Here is an 18,180-nt window from a genome sequence, read left to right as displayed (position 1 = left end):
ATTCACCTACCGGTACGCGCCGAGCAGCTGGCACGAGGCAAGCGCTGTCGCCTGTGTGCTCCCGACGTCGCGGTGAAGACCGGGCCCGGCCCGCAGAAGGGCCCCGACGGCAGGTTCCAACCAGCAGAAGACTGAACCCCGCTCAGCGGCCATTACCAGGCGCGTTCCCGGACATGGTTCGTGAACGGCTCTGGCCGGGGCGGGAACGACATCATCCTCTCTGTGGTCTGGATGCTAGAAGAACCTCTGTGTGCGGTGGACGGGCCGGTAGGTTCGTCTGACACGGCACGTAATCTTCCGCCCGTTTCGAGTCGAGGTCGGTGTGACTGGGGGCATCTCTGCCTGAGGTTCCGCTGTTGGGTGAGGGCGTGAGACGACCGGTGGTGGGAGGCCTGCGCGTTCGCTGACAAGGTCGGCCGGAACGGGTCCGGGCCAGTGCGGTGATCCTCTGATGCGTGGGAGACGTGCGCGGTGTCATCGGTGATCGCGCTGGTCACCTACACACCGGCCGTTCGGGCGGACAACCCGCGTGTGTTCTTCGTGCCGACCGGGGGCGTCGCCTGGCAGCTCGCGACGCCCGAACGTGTCCGTGAGCTGGTCACCCGGGTTCTGCCGGATGACACGGCGCCGGGTGCCGCCGGGCCCGTCGCCCAGACGTGGCAATGGGTGACCCGGACCTGGACGCCGCCGGGGAAGTCCGCGGTGGGCGAGCAGCTCTGGGACGGCCTGACCCGCGAGCTGGAGAGGGACCGGTCCATGCCGCGATCGACCTCTGCACGCCGATAGCGCACGATCTGGCCCTGCAGTGGCTGTGGCAACTGCCCGACCGGCTCGTTCTTCCCAGCAGGGCGGTTCGGGTCACCAGCGGTGCATTCGCCGGTCGAGACGGCAGGGTCGTGGCGCCGGTATGGCACCACGACGACGAGCGGGAGACACTGACCCGGGTGGTGGACGCGGTCCACCTCCCCGAACCAGGAACCGCGCAGCAGGGCGAGCACGGGAACGACCGCGAGGCACCGGTCATCGAGATCACTGACCTAGTCGTCGACGTCCCCGATCTGCTGCCCGGGGACGGTGGCGCCGACCTGGCCTCCGCCCGTACCCGGGCTCAAACCCTGGTGGAGACCGCCGGCGGACCGCAGGAACGTCTGTGGGGGTGGGCTCGCCTCCCAGCTCCTGGCGCTGGCACTGCTGGCTCTGGCCCGCGACAGCGGTGTCCGCCCGTGCCAGGTGCGGCTCTTCGACGTCGTGAACGTGTTGAGCTCTCTGCACCCGGCCCTGTTCACCGCACTGGTGGGCAGATCCTGCACGCGCACGGAGCAGACCGCTCTGGTCGAGCTCCGCGCGTTCGCGCACGCCCACCTTGATCCGCAGCTGCCGCTCGAGTACAGAAACCCGTTCGCGCACGCCCGTGCGGTGGTGACGGCCGCGGTCATCGCCGGGCTCGGCGGTCCGTCCATCGGCGATCACGTGACCGTCCTCGAGCCCTTCGAAGGGCCAGATGCTCCGTGGACCGGACAGGTCACCGGCGTCGAGCCCTACCCGGAGCACGACTCGACCCGGCCCGCTTTCGCGGAACCCTTCAGGGTCCATTTCACGCCCGATGTTGTGGGATCACCCTCCAACACGGTATCGGTGAGCCGCGACGCGTGCGCTGCGCTGTCTCCCGACCGGCTTCACGAGGGCCTGACCTGGTTCGCGGCGAAATGGCTGTACAGGGCGGCCCACGCCCACCTCAGCCATCGCGCCGAAGACCGCATGCTTCGCCTGCTTCACGTGGCTCACGCCTTGGAGCATGTACAGAACCCCCGGGCTGATCAGCTGGCCAGCATCCTCCAGCAGGTCCCCGACGGAACGCTCGAAGAGCTCACCTCCTGGGCCAAAACCAACGCGGAACAACTGTCCCCTCCCGAACCGTAACCGCCAGCAGGTCATCACTGGCCCGCGGCTCTCGAGCTGGCATTCAACGCCGAGACTCCCGGACGTGCCTCGACCATCGAGAGCCGTCTCCTCTGCTGTGGTCGGTGTGCGTGGTGCAGATCGTGCGGTCGGCGGGCCATTTGGTGCCCACCTACCTGTACGTCAGCAGGCCGGCGGGCGGCGCGGCACCAGATAGGGGTGCTCGTCGCATAGAGTGCGGGCGCGCGGGTGCCCACGTCGTTCACCAAAAGATGATCTTGGACGCCTTCGTTCTCCTCTCCGTCGGCACCCTCAGGCCGCACCACCAGGAGGAACCAGTGTCGTCCCCGCAAGCGATCACCCCCGAGGAGAAGCTCGCCGAGGCGAAGAGGCAGCTAAGCATCCCGCGTATCGTTGCGATCTGCGGCTCCACCCGCTTCATGGCCGAGATGGCCGAGGCCGATCTGCGGGAGACCAAGGCCGGCAGGATTGTCGTCAAGCCGGGTTGCGACCTGAAGTCGCCGCACGAGCTTTGGTCCGATCCTGTCGAGGCTGAGACGCTGAAGACCCGGCTCGACGAACTGCACCGGTCGAAGATCCTGCTCGCTGACGAGGTGCTCGTGGTCGGCGACTACATCGGAGACAGCACCCGGGCCGAAATCGCCTACGCTCGGTCGCTGGGCAGGCCTGTACGATTCACGCACCCCCAAGTCGATCCCGACGCCTGAGGGCCCGCCTCCACGCCCTCTGCGGGCACCCCTCCTGGACTTTGATCATCCAGCGGGTGGCATGGTGGTGAAGGCGAGCTCATGCAGCGGCGGAACGCATCGCGGCCGTGATGGCGACAGCGAGAGGCTGCCGATGGTCCATCACGTAGAAGTGGTCGCCCTCGTACCGCTCGAGTCCGCGGAAGTGCGTGCTGTTCTCCGGGACGCCGTAGGAGTTCTCCACGCGGATCCGCCGCTACCGCCTGCGCGAGGTGACCGCACGCATGGCCGCCCGCGAGGGTGAGGACGAACAGGCCTGTTCCGTGGCGTATGCCGGATGCCGTGCGCAGGTAGATGCCGAACGCGGGCTGGCCGTTGGCCCGGGACGGGACGAGGTCGAAGCGGCGGCCGTTGGAGAAGACGTTGACGCAGAAGCGAGCGACGACGTCCAGGCCCTCGCACTCCAGGGGCAGCGACGGCATGGAGATGAACACGTCGTCGGCGTGGCGAGGGCCTCCGGCCGCGGCGAGTACGTTCCCGGTGGCGTCGCACTGCGGAACGTCCAACGCCCCGGACAGCGGGCCCAGCTGGGCTTCCAGGTCGATCCGACGCGTGGCTGCGAGCAGCTGGCCCGCCCTGGTCTCCGAGCCAAAGTCCAACGGATTCCTCCTCCGCCACACCGGCGCAGGTCAGCGCCACGGGGGGTTCGGTCGGCTTGGGGATCTGGCGGTCCGGACGGGGCCACCTCTCCGAGCATGGGATTGGGGTCCGATCCCTAGCCGACCCACTCCCGATCAACACCGCCGACGAGGGCATGGCCCGCATCGCCTTCCTGCTGCTGGCACTGTTCGCCGAGATGGAACGCACCTTCATCGCCGAACGCGCCGCCCGCGCCCGCACCTGTCCCCGAAACCTCGGCCGCCACATCGGACGCCCCATCGCTCACCCCGAAGACAAGATCGAGTACGCCCGGCTGCTGAAGGCCCAAGGCGACTCCCTCGGCGTCAGCGCCGCCAAGACCGGCATCCGCAAGACCTCACTGCACCGCTACCTGACGGCCAGCGATCAACCGCAGGGCAAGTAGACGTTCCAGGCACACGACCGCGGCCGCTCACTCCCAGGGATCTTCGGCCTCCCCGCCAGCGTCCAAACCGAAACGACGGAGCCGGCTGGCCCCCTCGGCGTCACCGGCCAGCTCGCGCAGGCCCGCCAGGTCCCGCAGCGCGAGGGGGTCGCCAGCGTCGGCGGCCTGTCGGTACAGCCGTTCGGCAGCTGCCTGCTCGCAACGGTAGGCCAGGTCCATCGGCATGTCGGGGTGTCCAGCGTCGGTGGCCTGTTGGTACAGCCGTTCGGCGCCCGCGCGGTCACCGGCCCGCTCTCGCCGGTAGGCCAGGTCCATCAGCACGTCGGCGCTCTCGGCGTCGGCGGCCTGTCGGTACAGCCGTTCGGCGCCCGCGCGGTCACCGGCCCGCTCTCGCCGGTAGGCCAGGTCCATCAGCACGTCGGGATATCCGGCACCAGCGGCCTGTTGGGCGAGCTGTTCGGCGCCCGCGCGGTCACCGGCCCGCTCTCGCCGGTAGGCCAGGTCCATCAGCACGTCGGGATATCCGGCACCAGCGGCCTGTCGGTACAGCCGTTCGGCGCCCGCGCGGTCACCGGCCTCCTCGCGCAGGCCCGCAAGGTACATCAGCACGCGGGGATTCCCGGCGTCGGCGGCCTGCCGGGCAAGTTGTTCAGCGCCTGCACGGTCACCGGCCTCCTCGCGCAGGCCCGCAAGGTACATCAGCGCGACGGCGCTCCCGGCAGCGGCGGCCTGCCGGGCAAGCCGTTCGGCACCCGCCTGATCACCGGCCTCCGCGCAGCGGTACGCCAGTTCTATCAGCGCGTCGGCGCTCTCGGCGTCGGCGGCCTGTTGGTACAGCCGTTCGGCGCCCGCGCGGTCACCGGCCTCCTCGCGCAGGCCCGCAAGGTACATCAGCACGCGGGGATTCCCGGCGTCGGCGGCCTGCCGGGCAAGTTGTTCAGCGCCTGCACGGTCACCGGCCTCCTCGCACCGGTACGCGAGGTCCATCAGCGCGACGGGGTGTCCGGCGTCGGCGGCCTGCCGGGCAAGTTGTTCAGCGCCTGCGCGGTCACCGGCCTCCTCGCGCAGGCCCGCAAGGTACATCAGCGCGATGGCGCTCCTGGCGTCGGCGGCCTGCCGGGCAAGTTGTTCAGCGCCTGCACGGTCACCGGCCTCCTCGCACCGGTACGCGAGGTACATCAGCGCGTCGGGGTTCCCGGCGTCGGCGGCTGGCCGATACAGGTTCGTGGCGAGGCGGTAGCGGCCCCGGTTCGCGGCGGACTTGCCGAGAGCGGTCAGGTCTGCCGGGGTGCGGCAGTGGCGGACGGCGGCGTTCCAGAAGGTGGCTGGCGGGCAGAGGGAGATGCGTTCTCTGCGGGCGTGTTGTTCCAGGTAGTCGGCCAGCCGGTACAGCGGGGCGGGTGGGGCCGGTTGGCCTGGGCGGGGCCGGTGTTCGATCAGGGGCCCGGGGAGTCGCCGGTGGGTGGCGGTGAGTTCGTCCAGGGCGGTGATGAACCAGTCGGGGTTGTCGGCGACTTGATCCCAGGTGTGGTCGTCGAGGTAGCCGGGGGCTGCCTCGTGCAGCAGTGGTTCGGGCAGGTGGAGGCTGTGGCCCAGGCGGCGGGCGTCCATCGCGGCCCACAGCACCGCCCGGACCGCTGGCCCGCCCTGCTGGTAGCGGCGCAGCAGTTCCGGCGCCCCGGCCAGCTCCTGGGTGATCTGCCCGCCTGGTGCACGCTTGGCGGCCGCTGCGAGCCGGGGGTCGGCGGCGACGGCTGCGACCATCTCGGTGAGCTGGCCGGGCGTGAAGCAGGATGGGGCGGTAATCTCCTCGCCCCGGTCGAGCAGGGCGCGGGCAGCCCGGTGCGAGTCCGGGGCTGACGCCTCTTGGGGTGCGCTGGTGAGTACCCGCCGAAACTCTGGCCACATCGACCCCAGCACCAGCACCGGCCCCTGGGAGGCGTCCGCCAGCAGCGCCTGCAACTCGGCCGCGACCAGCTCACCGACCTTCGGGGCCTGCAGATAGAACTGGGCCTCGTTCAGCCAGATCACCGACCGCGGCGCCACCCGCCCGGCCCGCAGTGCCTCCACCACCGCCATCGGCCGTTCGGGAACCAGCGGATGCCAGATCTGCCAGTCCGGCAGCTCGGCGCGGATCGCTTCCCAGCAAGCCCGGGTCTTGCCGGTCGAGGAGTTCCCGATCACCATCACCAGCCGACTGCCTTGCCCGGCCGCCGCCACCGCCTGCCTCAGCCGGTCATCGAACCCCGCCCGGTCCAGATACGGCGGCAGCACCGGCACCGGCGCCCCAGACGTCGTGCTCGTGGCCGCGAAGGCTTGGTGGACCTCCAACAGCAGCGCGTCCCGCTCATCCAGCTCACCGATCACCCGCCCCAGCGGCCCTGCCGGAGGGCAGTCCGGATCGGGGGCGGGCATCGCTTTATCCGATCGTCGGGCTGCGACCAGGCGTGCCCGCGCCGCCAGCCAAGGCCTCGGATCCTGACCACAGGCCATCACGAAGTTCTCCAGCGTGCTCGTCCGAGGGATCACGGTGCGGCCAGCGATGAGCGCGTGGACGGTCGCCGGACTCAACTTGGCGGCCGTGGCCAGGTGGTGTATCCCGTGCGGGTACCGGGCGGACAGCTCAGCCAACTGTTCGGCCAGGTCCTGGGTGGCCAGGATCCGGTTCGGGTCGATCGCAGCCATCCGCACCATCCGACTGTTCGGAAACGTTCGGTTCCACTCCTACACCCACGGCCCCGACCAGGCCATCCCATCAGGATCGATCGATATCGCTGAACCGTCTCGAACCCGAACACCCACCAGCGCGATCGTGCTGTCACCAGCCCCTCCACCAGGAAGGACACCACGGTGAACAGCACCGCCCGCAACCACCACCCACACCAACCTGGCGCGAACGGCCCAGGCGTCTTCGTCCCGCAACACGTGATCGCCACGATGGTCTGTCTCCTGCTGGGCCTGACGACCGCGGTGCTGGTGTCGCTCTTCCCGACGGTGTGGCTGCCGGTCGGCGCCGGCATCGAAAGCACCGGACTCGGCCTCGCCCTGTACGGCCTTTGGCGCGGGCGACGCCATGCCTGAACAACACGTCGGCGGCGACCCACGCGACGTCTCGGCGTGCCGTGCTCGGCGCCCCCGCCGACGTGGGCACACGCGCCGATCCTGGTGAACGCCAAGCGCCAGAAGCTGTCCAAACGTCGCGACAAGGCAGCCGTGATGGCTGCTCGCTTCGGCGGAGCTCCGCGCGATCACGTCGGTCGTTGTCAGCCTGTCGGTGTGCCAGCGCGGCTGGACGGTAGCAGGTCGGGGCGGGCGGCGATGGCGTCGCGCAGGAAGGTGCGCTTGGAATAGAAGGTGTGGTTCTTCGCCCAGCCCCGGTTGGCGAGGTAAGTGCCGAGCCACCCGTTGAGGCGCTCCATCTCGCTGAGGACCTCATGGTCCTGGTCTAGGACGCTGCGTGAGCGGAGGTACTCCAGTTCGCACTGGGTGAGGGCGATCTCGGGCGCGGCGAGGAGAGAGCACCGGTCGAAGAACAGGCCGTAGATGTGTCCGGTCCGCATCGATGCGCACTGGACGTCGTAGCGGACGCGACGGAAGGGCGGCATGGCACGCACGTGCAGGCCCAGTTCTTCGCTCAGGTGCGCCTCGAAGCGGTCAGGTGAGATGTCGAGGCCGGGAGTCAGCTCTTCACGGCGCGCGAAGGTGTCCTTGGTGAACCATTTCCGCTTGAGAACGTGCCCGGTGGTGACTGTGGGGATGAACGAGGCATAGCCGGCCTCATGTTCAGGCGCGATGACGTCGAACAGGTGGTTCTCGGTGTGGTGAACTTCGAACTCTTCGCGGTACTCCGGCTGGAATCCGGCGAGTTCGCCGTCGCGCAGGGCGTTGAGTAGTTCCATGGACGCGACCCAGATGTCGGGTGCCGGGTCGAGGATGTACTTGTACTCCAGCTCGGTGCCTTCGAAGTGCCTGCGGAAGTACCGGAGGTGGTTGTCGAGCGCCATACTCAACTCGGCATGAGTCGCCAGCACCGGCGCGAGCCAGTGCAAGCCCTCGACCGGGCCATGGCCTACTGGAGCGCGAGTGGTGCGTACGAAGCAGGCGTCTTCGGGGTGGAAGCGGACCTGAGCGTAGGCATGGTAGCCGCCGTCTGGGTGTTCGGCCAGGTAGCACAGGGGCACCAGGGACGGCGCGGCCTCGGCGCCGGCCAGACGGCGCAGGATGGGGCCGGGGATGGCGTCGGGGGACAGTTCGCCACCGTCGATCCACGCCGATCCCGTCTGGGCGCCACCGGGGCGCAGCGCACGGGCCATGCAGAGACCGAGCACGTCCCACCTGACGACCACGCTGGTGGCCGGCCGGCACACCTCCTGGGGCGGCACACCGACGAGCACGATCAGCTCGTCCGGCCTTTGCGGTCTGGTCCTGTTCAGCAGGTGTGCGCCACCCAGTATCACCCAGGCTCCATGGTTCAAGGTCCGGTCACCTGACATGAGGGGCCTCCTGCGTTTGAGGCGGGCATCGAGTGTCGGCCGGGCGGCGGGCACGGCCAGGGCCGCAAGGCGCGCTGCTGGTGGTGACGCTTTGGGGCCGGGTCGTAGGCTTAGGGTGGGGGCGGTGAATCATGGTGACCACGATCAGGTGATCTTGAGCGAGGTTGTGGCAGATGCCCGCCTCGCTACATGGGAATTCGACGATGCTCGGGCCTGGCTGGAGCGGGCCCGCCAGCGTCCGATGGAGCCGTTGGCCGCCGAGGTCTGGGTTCTGGACCCGGCCTTGGAGTACGTATTGCTGGTGAGCCACCGGGTGCGTGGGTGGGTGCCGCCCGGCGGCAAGGTGGAACCCGGTGAGGGACCGCGCGCGGCGGCGGCGCGAGAACTCCTGGAGGAGACCGGCCTGGACGTTGGGTTGCTGCCTGGACCCGCGGCTGTGGCGGTGCGGTCCTTCCGGAATGACTGGTCCCCGACGCTGGCCTTGTCTTATGTGGCGGTCGTCGAGCGGGACGTTCCGCTCGGCGGGGAGCCAGAACAACCGGCGGCCTGGTTCCGCCTGGACGACGGCTGGAACAGCGTCTTCCAGGCGGACCAGGGGCGGATCCAGGCGCACGCCCGGTACCTGGAGGCCGCGCGGGCGAGCAGCGCACGCTGAGGGATACTGCAGGCCCCCCGTTCACAGGATCTCCTCAATCCGGTCGAGGACGGTCGAGGGCAGGGTGATCAGCCCGAGGGTGCGCAGGAAGCGGCACCACACCGGTTCCAGGCCGGGCCGCTGCTGGAACTGTTGCCGGTTCAGGTGTCCGGCGGCGTGCGCGGCGGTCCGCAGCGCGTGTCGCTGCAGTTGGTCGGGGCTGCTCCACCGTGGAGCGCGGACCTCCCGGGCGCAGGGAGCCAGCGTTCCGGAGACCTCGGCTTGGAAGAGCGACCAGTGGTGGCCGACCGCCGGGCCGGTGGGAGGACGCCGGCAGTGGTTCGGCCGCCATTGATTCAGCAGTGGGCGCAGCTGGACGACAGTGAGGCCGACCTCTTCGGCGACCTCGGCGCGGGCGGCATGCTCAAGGTCAGGGTGCTGGTCGAGGTGGCCGGCGACCGGGGCGATCCCGGCCGGAGGGGTCGCCCGTTGGAACACCAGGAGCCCGCTGGGGGAGGAGATCAGTACTCCCACGCTGGTGTGGTCACAGGCTCGGTCCGGGGCATCGGGCGCGGCGTCGGCTGGGATCATGTGATCGCCTGCGGCAGCTGCGCGACGACGACGAGCCAACTGGTCACTGTCGGTGTCTCCGGGGTGGTCAGGGTGTAGGCGGATTGGAGGATCCGCATCCGTTCGGCGTGGCTGAAGTCTCCGTCGGGCTGGGCGAAAACGGGGATGGACAGCCACGCCTTCTTCTCGGCCATCGTGCTGTGCTGAGCGGTGACCTCGGTCTCGGCGACCGTGAGACCGGCTGCCGCCAGCAAAGTGGTGATCCTCTCAAGCGGCAGCTTCGGGGGGAGGCTCGTGGTCGGATCGGGGGCGTAGCCGTGGTCGCGGGTGGCGACGTGGCGGACGAGGGCGCTCAGTGATGGCTGGAGGCGGACGGCCTGCTCGTCGGGGTGCCGCACGCCCGCGAAGCCGCCGCCGATGTTGAAGACGAACCTTCCGCCCGGGCGCAGGGTACGAGCGACACCTGCGAACACCGCACTGGCGTCGGTTTTCCAGATCGCCGAGTTGCACACCACGGCGTCAACACCGCCCGCGGGCAGGTGATCGACGAGCCGTTCGGCCAGGCAGGCGATCCAGGTCAGGCGGGTGTCGGTCAGGGTGCGGCGGCCGACGCGTTGCATCGCGGCGGCGTTGTCGATGGAAACGACCCGGGTTCGGGCCGGGACGAGGTCGAGTATGGCGCTGGCCGTGGTCCCGACACCGCCGCACAGGTCGACCACCAGGCCCGCCTCGGCCAGCTGGGCTCGGCTGGCGAGGTCACGGCTGGTGGAGGCGTACATGGGATAGGTGCGGCAGAAGGCGTTGTATGCCTCGGCGGTGGCGTCTTCGTCCCAGCCGGCAACGGCGTCGTGGGGGGACACGCGGGCCTCGCTTCGCAGATTCTGGGTGCGTGGGTTCGGGCATGAGGGCGCGGCAGGCTTAGAAGAGCGCGGACTGCACGGCGGCGGGTGCTGAGGAGAACCGGGCATCAAGGCTGATGCGGCGGCCTTTGAGAACGCCGAGGTCGAGCACGTTGGGCAGCTCGTCATCTGCGTTGTTGTCGACGGAGGCGAGGACCTGGGAGCCGAGGCAGGACAGGACCGTGATCCCGTGCTCGCCTTCGCGCGGGTCGTGGGGGTAGAGGGTGCGCCGGGTCTGCGGGGTGCGAAGCAGGTCGCCTTCGCGCGGCGGCCGCCACGGCTCGAGGACGACGGGGACGCCGAGTTCGGAGAGGGCCGCGGCGGCGCGGTCGAGATGCTGCTGGTGAGCGGCGCGGGCGGGGGCGAGGTCGCGCAGCTCGGCCAGGGCCTTCACCTTGGCGGCGGCTCGTACGGCTTGGGGCAATGCGGTGCGCCGGGTGACAGCGTCCTCCAGGTGCCGCACGGCGCGCCCGTCTGCGCTCTTGGTGAGATAGGTGGCGAACAGGGCGCCCTGCTCGTCCAGGCGGGAGCGCCGGCGGGGGTCGGCGGCGGTGCCGACCTTGGTCGTTCTGTCGGCGAACGTCGCCAGGTACAGCCAGTGCGGCTGAGCCATGTACGCCGCCAGAGCGTCGGGAATGCGGCCGCCGCTGTGGATGTGGTGGGCGAACCGAAACTCGTCCCGGGTGGCGCAGGCGGCGCACTGGCCACCGGTCATGGCGGGGGACTGGTCAGGGCAGGCGACGGCTTCGACGCGGATGCGGTCGGTGAACCGGTACCGGCCGGTGCACCACCGGCCGGTACCGTTCACCTGGTAGGCGAGGCGACTGTCGGTTATCGCCGCGCAGATGAGCGGTTCGCCGGTCACTGGGGCCAGCAGGAGGCGGGGGTCCGCGGTCGCCCAGGTGATGCCGTGGCAGACGTAGGTTCCGCTGGTGGGCAGGGCCTGACCCATGGTGTGTTCCTTGTTGATCAGGGCAGGGGATCAGAGGGGCAGGTGCAGCCGGTCGGCCAGCGCTGGGGAGGCGGCCTTGAACACCTGGTCTCGGTCCATACCGGCGACGTTCAGCGACAGCCACGCGTTGTGCTTGGCCTGGCGGCGCATCTGGTCCAGGACGCAGTCCTGGTAGCGGACGAAGTCCTCGGCGTCGCCGCCGCGGTGGCCGGTTTCCAGGGTGGTGAAGGCGCCCTTGCGGGCCAGGGCCTCGCGCGCGCCGAGGTCCAGGAAGAGCACCAGGTCCGGCGCGGTCAGGTGGGCGAAGACCTGTTCGCAGAGACTGGCGGAGACCTCAGGGTTGACCGCGTAGCGGGCGAGGATCTTGTGGTGGCCGTTGTCGAGGACCACGTGGGTGCCCGTGGTGAGCGCGGGACGGATGACGAGCTGGTCCTGCAAGGTGTACCAGGCCGCCAGCGCCAGCAGCCAGTAGCGGTCGCCGCAGGCCTGAGCAACGGCGGCGTCGCGCCGGTAGATCAGGTTGTTGAGCTGGTCGAGATAGGCCGACAGCTGCGGATCCACCGGGGCTTCGGAGCTGTGCTTGCTCACCAGGATCGCCGGGTGGCCGGCGTCGTTGAGGGCCTGGTGCAGGCGGGCGGCGAGGGTGGACTTGCCGGCTCCGTCGCCGCCGACGAAGGTGATCAGCCGCCCCGGCGTGCAGGTGGTTATCGCGGTCGCGGTCATCACGTTTCTCCCAGAAGGTGACTCGGGGTGGCGGCCAGGCGGCCGGTGACGATGGTGCGGATCCGGTCGGCCAGGACCGCGCGACGGCGAAGGACGTCACGTTGACGTTCATTGGACAGGTCGGCGGGGTAGTGGGTGGCGAGGTTGTTGGAAATGACATGGAGGTAGCCGAACCTGACTCCTGCCTGCTGAGCCGCCATCCCCATGGGGCCGATCTCCGGGTCGACGAAGGCGTAGGAGGTGCTGTGCTGGGTCAGCCAGTCTCGGTCCTCCAGCAGCACCGACGGGGACGAGACGTGCAGGCCGCTTTGCACCCCGTCGTGGGCAGCGGCGTAGTCGCCGAAGAAGTCGTCCCAGCTCACCAGCGTCCCGCGGACCAGGCTCGTGCTGCCGGTCGCCAGCCACGTGTTCGGTTCGATGCCCGGTGTCAACGACCCGACCTTGCCGACGTAGACGACGTCGCCGGCGCCGAGCTCGGCCAGCCGTGCAACGACCCGCCCGGCAACGTCCCCCCAGATGCTGTGGAGGAACCCCAGGTAGACCACGTGTCGGCCGGCGACCTGGGCACGCTGCCAGGCATAGCCGGGGCCGTGGGTCCACACCCCACCCGGAGGGGCCAGGTGCGTCAGGCCCCAGCCGACGATCACCAGTTCGCCGTCCAATGCCAGATCAAGCGCGTCCAGCGCCGTTCGGCACGCCCGCTGATCGGGCGGCTGGTAGGTGACCGTGTCGGCGGGGCGGCCGGTCATGGCCAGGTAAGTGGCGGTGATCAACGCGTAGTGCTGGACGTAGTCGGCTCCGGGGAACGCCTTGACGACCAGGTCCCTGCCGTGAGCGGTCACGGTGGGCCGCTCGACGTTGAACAGCTTCCCGGTCTTCTCGTGCCGGGAGATCACCGCCGCGCGGTCATAGGCACCGATGACGCGGATACTGTTCCAGGCCTGGTCCTTGATCAGGTGATGGACTTTGATCTCCAGGTAGCGCAGCAGACTCGCCCGGCTCATGGTGTGCCCACCGGAGTCGATGGGAGCAGCGCGCAGGAGGCCGGGAGCGGCGTCGGTCAGCAAGGGGGTCATCAGGGATCCTCGGCGATCGTCACGGGACTGCCGGCCGCCGCCCGGACGACCGCGATGTTCTGCCGGATCAAAGCGAATCGCTCCTGTGCGATCGGGCCGAGCCTCTCCACGCGGGGTGTGGAGGGCTTCTCGTACGGCCCCTCAGGCGCCAGGGCGATGCCCATCGCGCCGAGGATGACCGGGGCTGCGCCGTCCACCGAGGAGATCCATCGGTGCGCGCGCTGCTCGATCAGCTCCAGATGTCCGGTCCGGCCCAACCCGAGCAGCCGATACACCATCTGGTCGCTGACCAGACCGTGGTCCTCCAGGTAGGCGGTCGCCAACCAGCGGGTGCGGCACAACTGGCCGGCGGGGTCCGGCGTGCGGGAGGCCGGTAGGGCTATGGCTCCGGCCCAGTCGCTGGACACCAGGGAGGTGTAGGTGCGGCGCCATTCCTGGTCGTTCGAGGCGTGCAGCACCGCGCACAGCCGGAACGCGTCGCCGGACAGGTCACCGATCTCCCGCGCGGCTTGTTCGCTCGCCTTGAGGGTCGCGGGCCCGTCCCGCATAACGTCCGGCAGGATGATCTCCCGCGCGGACACTGCGAGCGCGGCCTCGACCAGCCTCGGTGTCGGCAGGGCGTGACCGAGCTCGAAGAGGCCGTTGTCGATGATGACCTCGGCGCCACACGCTGCTTCGCGGGCGAAGAAGGCCCGGTAGGACTCGTCGGACAGGACCCGCTGGGCGGCGACATGGTGGACTCGGGCTGGCTCCTGGGCGACGAAGTCCTTGAGGTGGGCGGTCGGGGCGATGACCGAGAAGTCGATGCCGGGCTTCACGATGCTGCCCACTGCCTGGTGGTGACGGTCAGGAACTGCTGGGAGAGCACGGGGTCGGTGCGGAAGCGTCCACGTGCGTGCACGGTGGTGGTGCGGGCGTCCTCCATCCGGACACCGCGCATGCTCATGCACAAGTGCAGGCCACGCACGGCCACGGCGATGTCCTCGCGTCCGATCACGCCGGTGAGGTGTTCGGCGAGCTGCCGAGTGAAGCGCTCCTGGACCTGGAGCCGGGCGGCGAAGTGCTGGGCGATCCGTCCGAATTTCGACAGCCCCACCACTTCGCCGTTGGGCACGTAGGCGGTGGTGACCTGGAGGTTCATAGGCAGCATGTGGTGTTCACAAAGGGACCACACGCTCATACCGCCCACGATGACCAGCTGGTCGTTCAGGTGGGATTCGGTGAAGCAGGTGGCCGTCGCGGCGCCACCCGGAGACAGGAAGGCGTTCCACCAGGCCGCCACGCGGTCGGGGGTGCCAATCAGCCCGGTGCGGCCGGGGTCCTCACCCAACTCGACCAGAAGCTGAGTGATCAGGTCGGCGACCCGAACGGTGTCGATGCCCGTCGGCCGGCTGATCCCGGCGGTGCCCAGCTCGGGCTCAGAGCTGATGATGGGTGTCGTCATGACTTCTCTCGCTTCCGCGGGGCAGGGGACGGAGAGGGTGCCGGGGTCAGCGGCCTCGCGTGTTGGCAAAGGCCAGCACGTGCAGCCGCGTGGTGAGGTGCCACCCTCGGGCCGCGACCGGGTCCGCCAGGACCCGGAGCGTTTCGGTGATCGCCGGCGCGGTGGTGCCCTCCGGCATCACCCACACCGGCGACAACCGGTGGGCGTCGGCGAGCCCGGCGATGCGGTCAAGGTCGGGCACCGAGGACGCGACGAACTTGAAGATCGCCCGCTCGGAGGCCACCAACGCCTTCAGAGCGGCCGGCACGATGCTCTTGGCCTCGTTCATGCCAAAGCTGGCGATCTTGGGTGAGACGTTGAAGCGGACCCCATCGACCACCAGGTCGGCCACCGGCGCCAGGGTGCCGTTCGTCTCGAACTCCACCCGCTTCCCTGCGGCCAGCAGCCGCCGAACGAGCGGCACCAGGCCACCCTCCTGCTGAAGCAGAGGCTCCCCTCCGGTGATCACGACCAGCTCAACCGGCGAGGACGTGGCCCAGTCCACCAGCTCCGCCACCGTCCGCTTCGTCGACTCCTCGCGCGGGTCGAACTGGGACCAGTCCCAGGTGTACTTGGTGTCGCACTTGGTGCAGCTGAGGTTGCACCGGGACAGCCGGATGAACAAGGCCGGGTGCCCGCAGCTGGCTCCCTCGCCCTGGAAGGTCGGCTTCTCAACGCCGAAGCACTCCGCGACGATCAGCCGGGCGGTCATCGTTCCTCCACATCGAAGCGGGCCCAGCTGCTCGTCGTCTCGCGGACCAAGACCGCGACCAGACGGCCGGGGAGCTGCGGCTGGAGATGCTCCATAATCCAGCCCGCCAGGAACTGGGCCAGGCGCTCCGAGGTCGGATCGAACGGCAAGATCTCGTGCAGGTTGCGGTGGTCCAGGTTGCCGGCCAGGAACGTCTTGAACGGGGACAGCGCACCGAAGTCCGTCACGAACCCGGGCTCCTCCAAGGCGGGAGCGGTGAGGATGACCTCGACCTCGTAGCTGTGGCCGTGCTGTCGCGAGCATTTGTGCTCGGGCGGCAGCCCGGGAAGCCGGTGGCCGCCCTCGAAGGTGAACTTCTTGCCGATCGTGAAGGCACCAGAGGGGAGCGGAGGGGAATCGATACGCATGGTCTTCCTCTGCCAGTGGGGACAGGCGGGTCCAGCCGCCGGGGGATTCACGCAGGAGCCGGGCGATCATCGGTTTGGTGGGCCGGTGCTTTGCTGTGGGAGGGGACGAGGCCGTGGCCTTGAGCATGGGCCAGCGCCCCGGCCCGCGGAACGTCCCGGTGTGGCACTTGCGTTGCACTTTCACTGCACCGCCGGGCGCCAGGGTGCTTTCCTGCCGGTGAGGCCCCTGGAGGAGACGGTGGCAATGCCGACCGTGCGTGTGTGGACCGGACGCGAAACCCGCGCACTGCGCCATGCCCTGCGGCAGAGCGTGCGCGTGTTCGCACAGAACGAGCTGGGTGTCGCGGTCCGGACGGTGTCGAAATGGGAGCACCTGGGGGCCGCGACCCAGCCCCGCCCCGACACCCAGGCGATCCTGGACACCACGCTGCAACGAGCATCACCGGAGGTGCAGGCCCGTTTCGAGCTGTTCCTCCGCGAGACCGGCGGCCCGGCCGCCGGCGTCGACCCCGTCCGGGCGCCCTGCCCGCAGGCGTGGGAGTACGAAACCTGGACCGACGACCTGGAACGCGCCGCGGTGCTGCTGTCGCGGCAGAAGTTCCCGGCCGCCACCAACCTGCTCCACCGGTGGCTGACCCGATTCCCCTGCACCCAGCTCGACGACCAGGGCCGGTACCTGCATGCCAGGTCGCTGGTGCTGCTCGGCGACGCCCAACGCGACCAGGGCGTGCTGCTGGGACCGGCCTCAGCGGGATGGGCCTACGACCGGGCCCTGAGCATGTTCGCCGACCTGGACGTCCCCCGCCGGGTCGCGCAAGTCGAGTTGGCTTTGGCGGTCGTCGCGGAGATGCACGGCGACCTGCAGAAGGCGGCACGCCGCTACGAGCAGCTGGCCGGAGACCAGCGCCTGTCGAGCCGGGACCGGGCCCGAGCCCTGCTGTGGGTCGGCACCGCTCTGTCCAAGGACGGCGACCACGATCACGCCGTTCAGGTGATGACCGCGGCGACCCACCAGCTGGAGAACCTGGACGAGGGCGAGGACTGGTCGGTCGCCCAGCAGAAGATCGCCCTGGCCCACCGCGGCGCCGGGCGCCAAGACCAGGCTCAGCACTTCATCGACCTGGCCCACTCCAGCGGCACCGACGACACTCCCATGCAGCGCGTCCGGCTCGCCACCGCCCACGCTCACATCCTGCTGTCCGATCGCGCGACCTGCGACCATGGCCTGGCCATGCTCCACGACACCGCCCGGCTCGCCCTCAGCAGCGGCCTCAGTCACCAGACGCGTGCGATCACCGCCATCCGCCGCCGCTTCGAAACCGGTGCGGTCACCGAGTGACCGTCAGGACAACCGATCGTCGTCCTCGCCAGGAGAGAGTTCCGTGACCGACAAGCACCGCGCCACCGACGACCAGCTGGCCGACGCCCTGCTGATCTGGGACTACCACCAAGTCGGCCACCAGCCACAGCCGTGCTCGGCAGCCATCGGCCTGGGCAGCCACGACCTGGGCGTCGCGGCGTTCGCCAGCGAGCTCTACCACGCCGGGCTGATTCCCGTGCTGGTGTTCTCCGGCGGAAACAGCCCCACCACCAAAGCCCGCTTCCCGCGTGGCGAGGCGGTCCACTTCGCCGAGCACGCCATCGAACTCGGCGTCCCCGCCGACGCGATCATCATCGAGCCGCGCGCCGCCAACACCGGCCAGAACATCACCTACTCCCGGACCGCGCTCACCGACGCCGGCGTCGAGGTCTCCTCGCTGCTGCTGATCTCCAAGCCGTACATGCAGCGCCGTTCGCTGGCGACCGCGCGTAAGGTCTGGCCGCAGGTGGATGTCGTGTGCGCGTCCGAACCGCTGTCGTTCGAGGACTACCTCAAGTCGATCGGGGACGAGAAACTCGTCATCGACATGCTCGTCGGCGACCTGCAACGCATCATCGAATACCCCACCCTCGGCTTCGCGACCGCCCAGGACGTCCCCGCCGACGTGCAAGCGGCCTACCAGCGGCTACTAGCCGCCGGGTTCGACAGCCGCCTGCTGCCGCAACAACCCTGACGGTGCGGGTGCCAGCGCCCGAAGCCGAAGAAGCCGATGTGCCACGCTGCACAAGTGAGCACGCCGCATCAGCCAGTCGCCTTGTGGGAGCCCCGCCAGGTCATGTTTCGTGAGAGCCGCGCGCCCACCTGACCCCGCAGCAGCAGACGGCCATGCACCAGGCATGGGACCACGCAACGGCGACCACCTGTTCGACGGCCCCGCAATGATCTGCCGATCGGTCGAATGGGACGGGCGCAGACCCCGAACTGCGCCTCATGAGGCGCCGCCCGGCGGGCGCGGGCGACGGGCCCGCGTCCCGCTCTGGCGGTACTGGACGCCGCGTTCCGCCAGTGGGCCAGACCTCGAACGCAGTGCACATCACCCGGGGCGAACGTGCCGCTCCTGAAGGAGCGGCCCACTGGGGGGCGTCACCACCCTGTGGTGGCAGAGAGCCCAGGACGCGACCTGAAGCTCCCCGAGCTGCGTGGCGCGCAAGAATCAGAGC

The 18,180-nt window shown here is 69.5% G+C and carries 20 protein-coding genes; 8 read left to right on the top strand and 12 right to left on the bottom strand.

Going from position 1 to position 18,180, the window contains the following annotated elements:
* The first annotated feature begins 471 nt into the window (after positions 1-471).
* The 3 genes from EBO15_RS38185 (at position 472) to EBO15_RS46560 (ending at position 2,627) form a co-directional block, all read left to right on the top strand.
* Complete coding sequence (locus EBO15_RS38185; RefSeq protein WP_147481847.1) at positions 472-786, top strand: hypothetical protein; 315 nt, start codon at positions 472-474, stop codon at positions 784-786.
* Positions 787-1,230: 444 nt separating this feature from the next.
* A complete protein-coding gene (locus EBO15_RS38180) occupies positions 1,231-1,920 on the top strand; it encodes a hypothetical protein (protein ID WP_122199349.1) in 690 nt (229 codons plus the stop codon).
* 110 nt (positions 1,921-2,030) lie between these two features.
* Positions 2,031-2,627 carry a hypothetical protein gene (locus EBO15_RS46560; RefSeq protein ID WP_233616741.1) on the top strand — a complete coding sequence of 199 codons (597 nt, stop codon included), beginning with the start codon at positions 2,031-2,033 and terminating at the stop codon, positions 2,625-2,627.
* A 79-nt stretch (positions 2,628-2,706) separates the two neighbouring features.
* Here EBO15_RS46560 and EBO15_RS38170 read toward each other — a convergent pair whose 3' ends face one another.
* The gene (locus tag EBO15_RS38170; RefSeq protein WP_199745086.1) at positions 2,707-2,850 is read right to left on the bottom strand and encodes a hypothetical protein; all 144 of its coding nucleotides are present in this window, start codon (positions 2,848-2,850) and stop codon (positions 2,707-2,709) included.
* Between the two features lie 570 nt (positions 2,851-3,420).
* Between EBO15_RS38170 and EBO15_RS38155 the strand changes: the two genes are divergently transcribed.
* Complete coding sequence (locus EBO15_RS38155) at positions 3,421-3,690, top strand: hypothetical protein (RefSeq protein ID WP_199745085.1); 270 nt, start codon at positions 3,421-3,423, stop codon at positions 3,688-3,690.
* 27 nt (positions 3,691-3,717) lie between these two features.
* Here the strand turns inward: EBO15_RS38155 and EBO15_RS38150 are convergent, their stop codons facing one another.
* Entirely contained in the window at positions 3,718-6,375 is a 2,658-nt protein-coding gene (locus tag EBO15_RS38150; RefSeq protein ID WP_147481846.1) for a tetratricopeptide repeat protein, read from the bottom strand.
* Between the two features lie 165 nt (positions 6,376-6,540).
* Between EBO15_RS38150 and EBO15_RS38145 the strand changes: the two genes are divergently transcribed.
* On the top strand, positions 6,541-6,771 hold the full coding sequence (locus EBO15_RS38145) for a hypothetical protein (protein WP_122199347.1): 231 nt from the start codon (positions 6,541-6,543) through the stop codon (positions 6,769-6,771).
* Between the two features lie 182 nt (positions 6,772-6,953).
* On the opposite strand, the gene EBO15_RS38135 is transcribed toward EBO15_RS38145, so the two are convergent.
* On the bottom strand, positions 6,954-8,147 hold the full coding sequence (locus EBO15_RS38135; protein ID WP_233616740.1) for a hypothetical protein: 1,194 nt from the start codon (positions 8,145-8,147) through the stop codon (positions 6,954-6,956).
* Positions 8,148-8,331: 184 nt separating this feature from the next.
* Here EBO15_RS38135 and EBO15_RS46555 point away from each other — a divergent pair, with 184 nt between their 5' ends.
* On the top strand, positions 8,332-8,838 hold the full coding sequence (locus EBO15_RS46555; RefSeq protein WP_407643398.1) for an NUDIX domain-containing protein: 507 nt from the start codon (positions 8,332-8,334) through the stop codon (positions 8,836-8,838).
* 21 nt (positions 8,839-8,859) lie between these two features.
* Here EBO15_RS46555 and EBO15_RS38125 read toward each other — a convergent pair whose 3' ends face one another.
* The 9 genes from EBO15_RS38125 to EBO15_RS38085 are packed head-to-tail and all read right to left on the bottom strand — an operon-like array spanning position 8,860 to position 15,639.
* Positions 8,860-9,351: an NUDIX hydrolase gene (locus EBO15_RS38125; protein WP_199745082.1), complete on the bottom strand. Its 492-nt coding sequence runs from the start codon at positions 9,349-9,351 to the stop codon at positions 8,860-8,862.
* Positions 9,352-9,404: 53 nt separating this feature from the next.
* Positions 9,405-10,247: a class I SAM-dependent methyltransferase gene (locus tag EBO15_RS38120; RefSeq protein ID WP_122199342.1), complete on the bottom strand. Its 843-nt coding sequence runs from the start codon at positions 10,245-10,247 to the stop codon at positions 9,405-9,407.
* 58 nt (positions 10,248-10,305) lie between these two features.
* Positions 10,306-11,238 (bottom strand): DUF2797 domain-containing protein, encoded by a 933-nt coding sequence (locus EBO15_RS38115; protein WP_122199341.1) that lies wholly within the window; start codon positions 11,236-11,238, stop codon positions 10,306-10,308.
* A 30-nt stretch (positions 11,239-11,268) separates the two neighbouring features.
* Complete coding sequence (locus EBO15_RS38110) at positions 11,269-11,961, bottom strand: dTMP kinase (protein WP_122199340.1); 693 nt, start codon at positions 11,959-11,961, stop codon at positions 11,269-11,271.
* Positions 11,961-13,028, bottom strand: coding sequence for a hypothetical protein (locus tag EBO15_RS38105; protein ID WP_199745080.1), 1,068 nt, complete (start codon positions 13,026-13,028; stop codon positions 11,961-11,963). The genes EBO15_RS38110 and EBO15_RS38105 overlap by 1 nt, the downstream gene beginning before the upstream one ends.
* Before the next feature lie 8 nt (positions 13,029-13,036).
* Positions 13,037-13,867, bottom strand: coding sequence for a hypothetical protein (locus EBO15_RS38100; RefSeq protein ID WP_199745079.1), 831 nt, complete (start codon positions 13,865-13,867; stop codon positions 13,037-13,039).
* Positions 13,852-14,481, bottom strand: a complete 630-nt coding sequence (folE, locus tag EBO15_RS38095; RefSeq protein WP_122199338.1) for a GTP cyclohydrolase I — start codon at positions 14,479-14,481, stop codon at positions 13,852-13,854. The genes EBO15_RS38100 and folE overlap by 16 nt, the downstream gene beginning before the upstream one ends.
* Positions 14,482-14,527: 46 nt before the next feature.
* On the bottom strand, positions 14,528-15,232 hold the full coding sequence (locus tag EBO15_RS38090; RefSeq protein WP_122199337.1) for a 7-carboxy-7-deazaguanine synthase QueE: 705 nt from the start codon (positions 15,230-15,232) through the stop codon (positions 14,528-14,530).
* A complete protein-coding gene (locus EBO15_RS38085; RefSeq protein WP_122199336.1) occupies positions 15,229-15,639 on the bottom strand; it encodes a 6-pyruvoyl trahydropterin synthase family protein in 411 nt (136 codons plus the stop codon). The genes EBO15_RS38090 and EBO15_RS38085 overlap by 4 nt, the downstream gene beginning before the upstream one ends.
* A 244-nt stretch (positions 15,640-15,883) precedes the next feature.
* On the opposite strand from EBO15_RS38085, the gene EBO15_RS38080 reads away from it, so the two are divergent.
* Together EBO15_RS38080 and EBO15_RS38075 are read left to right on the top strand one after the other, a co-directional pair.
* The gene (locus EBO15_RS38080) at positions 15,884-16,978 is read left to right on the top strand and encodes a hypothetical protein (RefSeq protein ID WP_122199335.1); all 1,095 of its coding nucleotides are present in this window, start codon (positions 15,884-15,886) and stop codon (positions 16,976-16,978) included.
* Between the two features lie 43 nt (positions 16,979-17,021).
* Positions 17,022-17,693, top strand: a complete 672-nt coding sequence (locus EBO15_RS38075; protein ID WP_122199334.1) for a YdcF family protein — start codon at positions 17,022-17,024, stop codon at positions 17,691-17,693.
* Positions 17,694-18,180: the final 487 nt, after the last annotated feature.

Source organism: Actinomadura harenae (assembly GCF_003696215.1).
Classification (GTDB): Bacteria; Actinomycetota; Actinomycetes; order Streptosporangiales; family Streptosporangiaceae; genus Spirillospora; species Spirillospora harenae.
The sequence above is the reverse complement of the archived record's forward strand: the minus strand, read 5'-3'. Positions and strand labels throughout refer to the sequence as shown.

Coding starts and splice junctions, on each gene's coding strand:
- EBO15_RS38155 (WP_199745085.1), top strand. CDS start 3,421: ATGGCCCGCATCGCCTTCCTGCTGCTGGCACTGTTCGCCGAGATGGAA.
- EBO15_RS38150 (WP_147481846.1), bottom strand. CDS start 6,375: ATGGCTGCGATCGACCCGAACCGGATCCTGGCCACCCAGGACCTGGCC.
- EBO15_RS38115 (WP_122199341.1), bottom strand. CDS start 11,238: ATGGGTCAGGCCCTGCCCACCAGCGGAACCTACGTCTGCCACGGCATC.
- EBO15_RS38110 (WP_122199340.1), bottom strand. CDS start 11,961: ATGACCGCGACCGCGATAACCACCTGCACGCCGGGGCGGCTGATCACC.
- folE (WP_122199338.1), bottom strand. CDS start 14,481: ATGACGACACCCATCATCAGCTCTGAGCCCGAGCTGGGCACCGCCGGG.
- EBO15_RS38090 (WP_122199337.1), bottom strand. CDS start 15,232: ATGACCGCCCGGCTGATCGTCGCGGAGTGCTTCGGCGTTGAGAAGCCG.
- EBO15_RS38085 (WP_122199336.1), bottom strand. CDS start 15,639: ATGCGTATCGATTCCCCTCCGCTCCCCTCTGGTGCCTTCACGATCGGC.
- EBO15_RS38080 (WP_122199335.1), top strand. CDS start 15,884: ATGCCGACCGTGCGTGTGTGGACCGGACGCGAAACCCGCGCACTGCGC.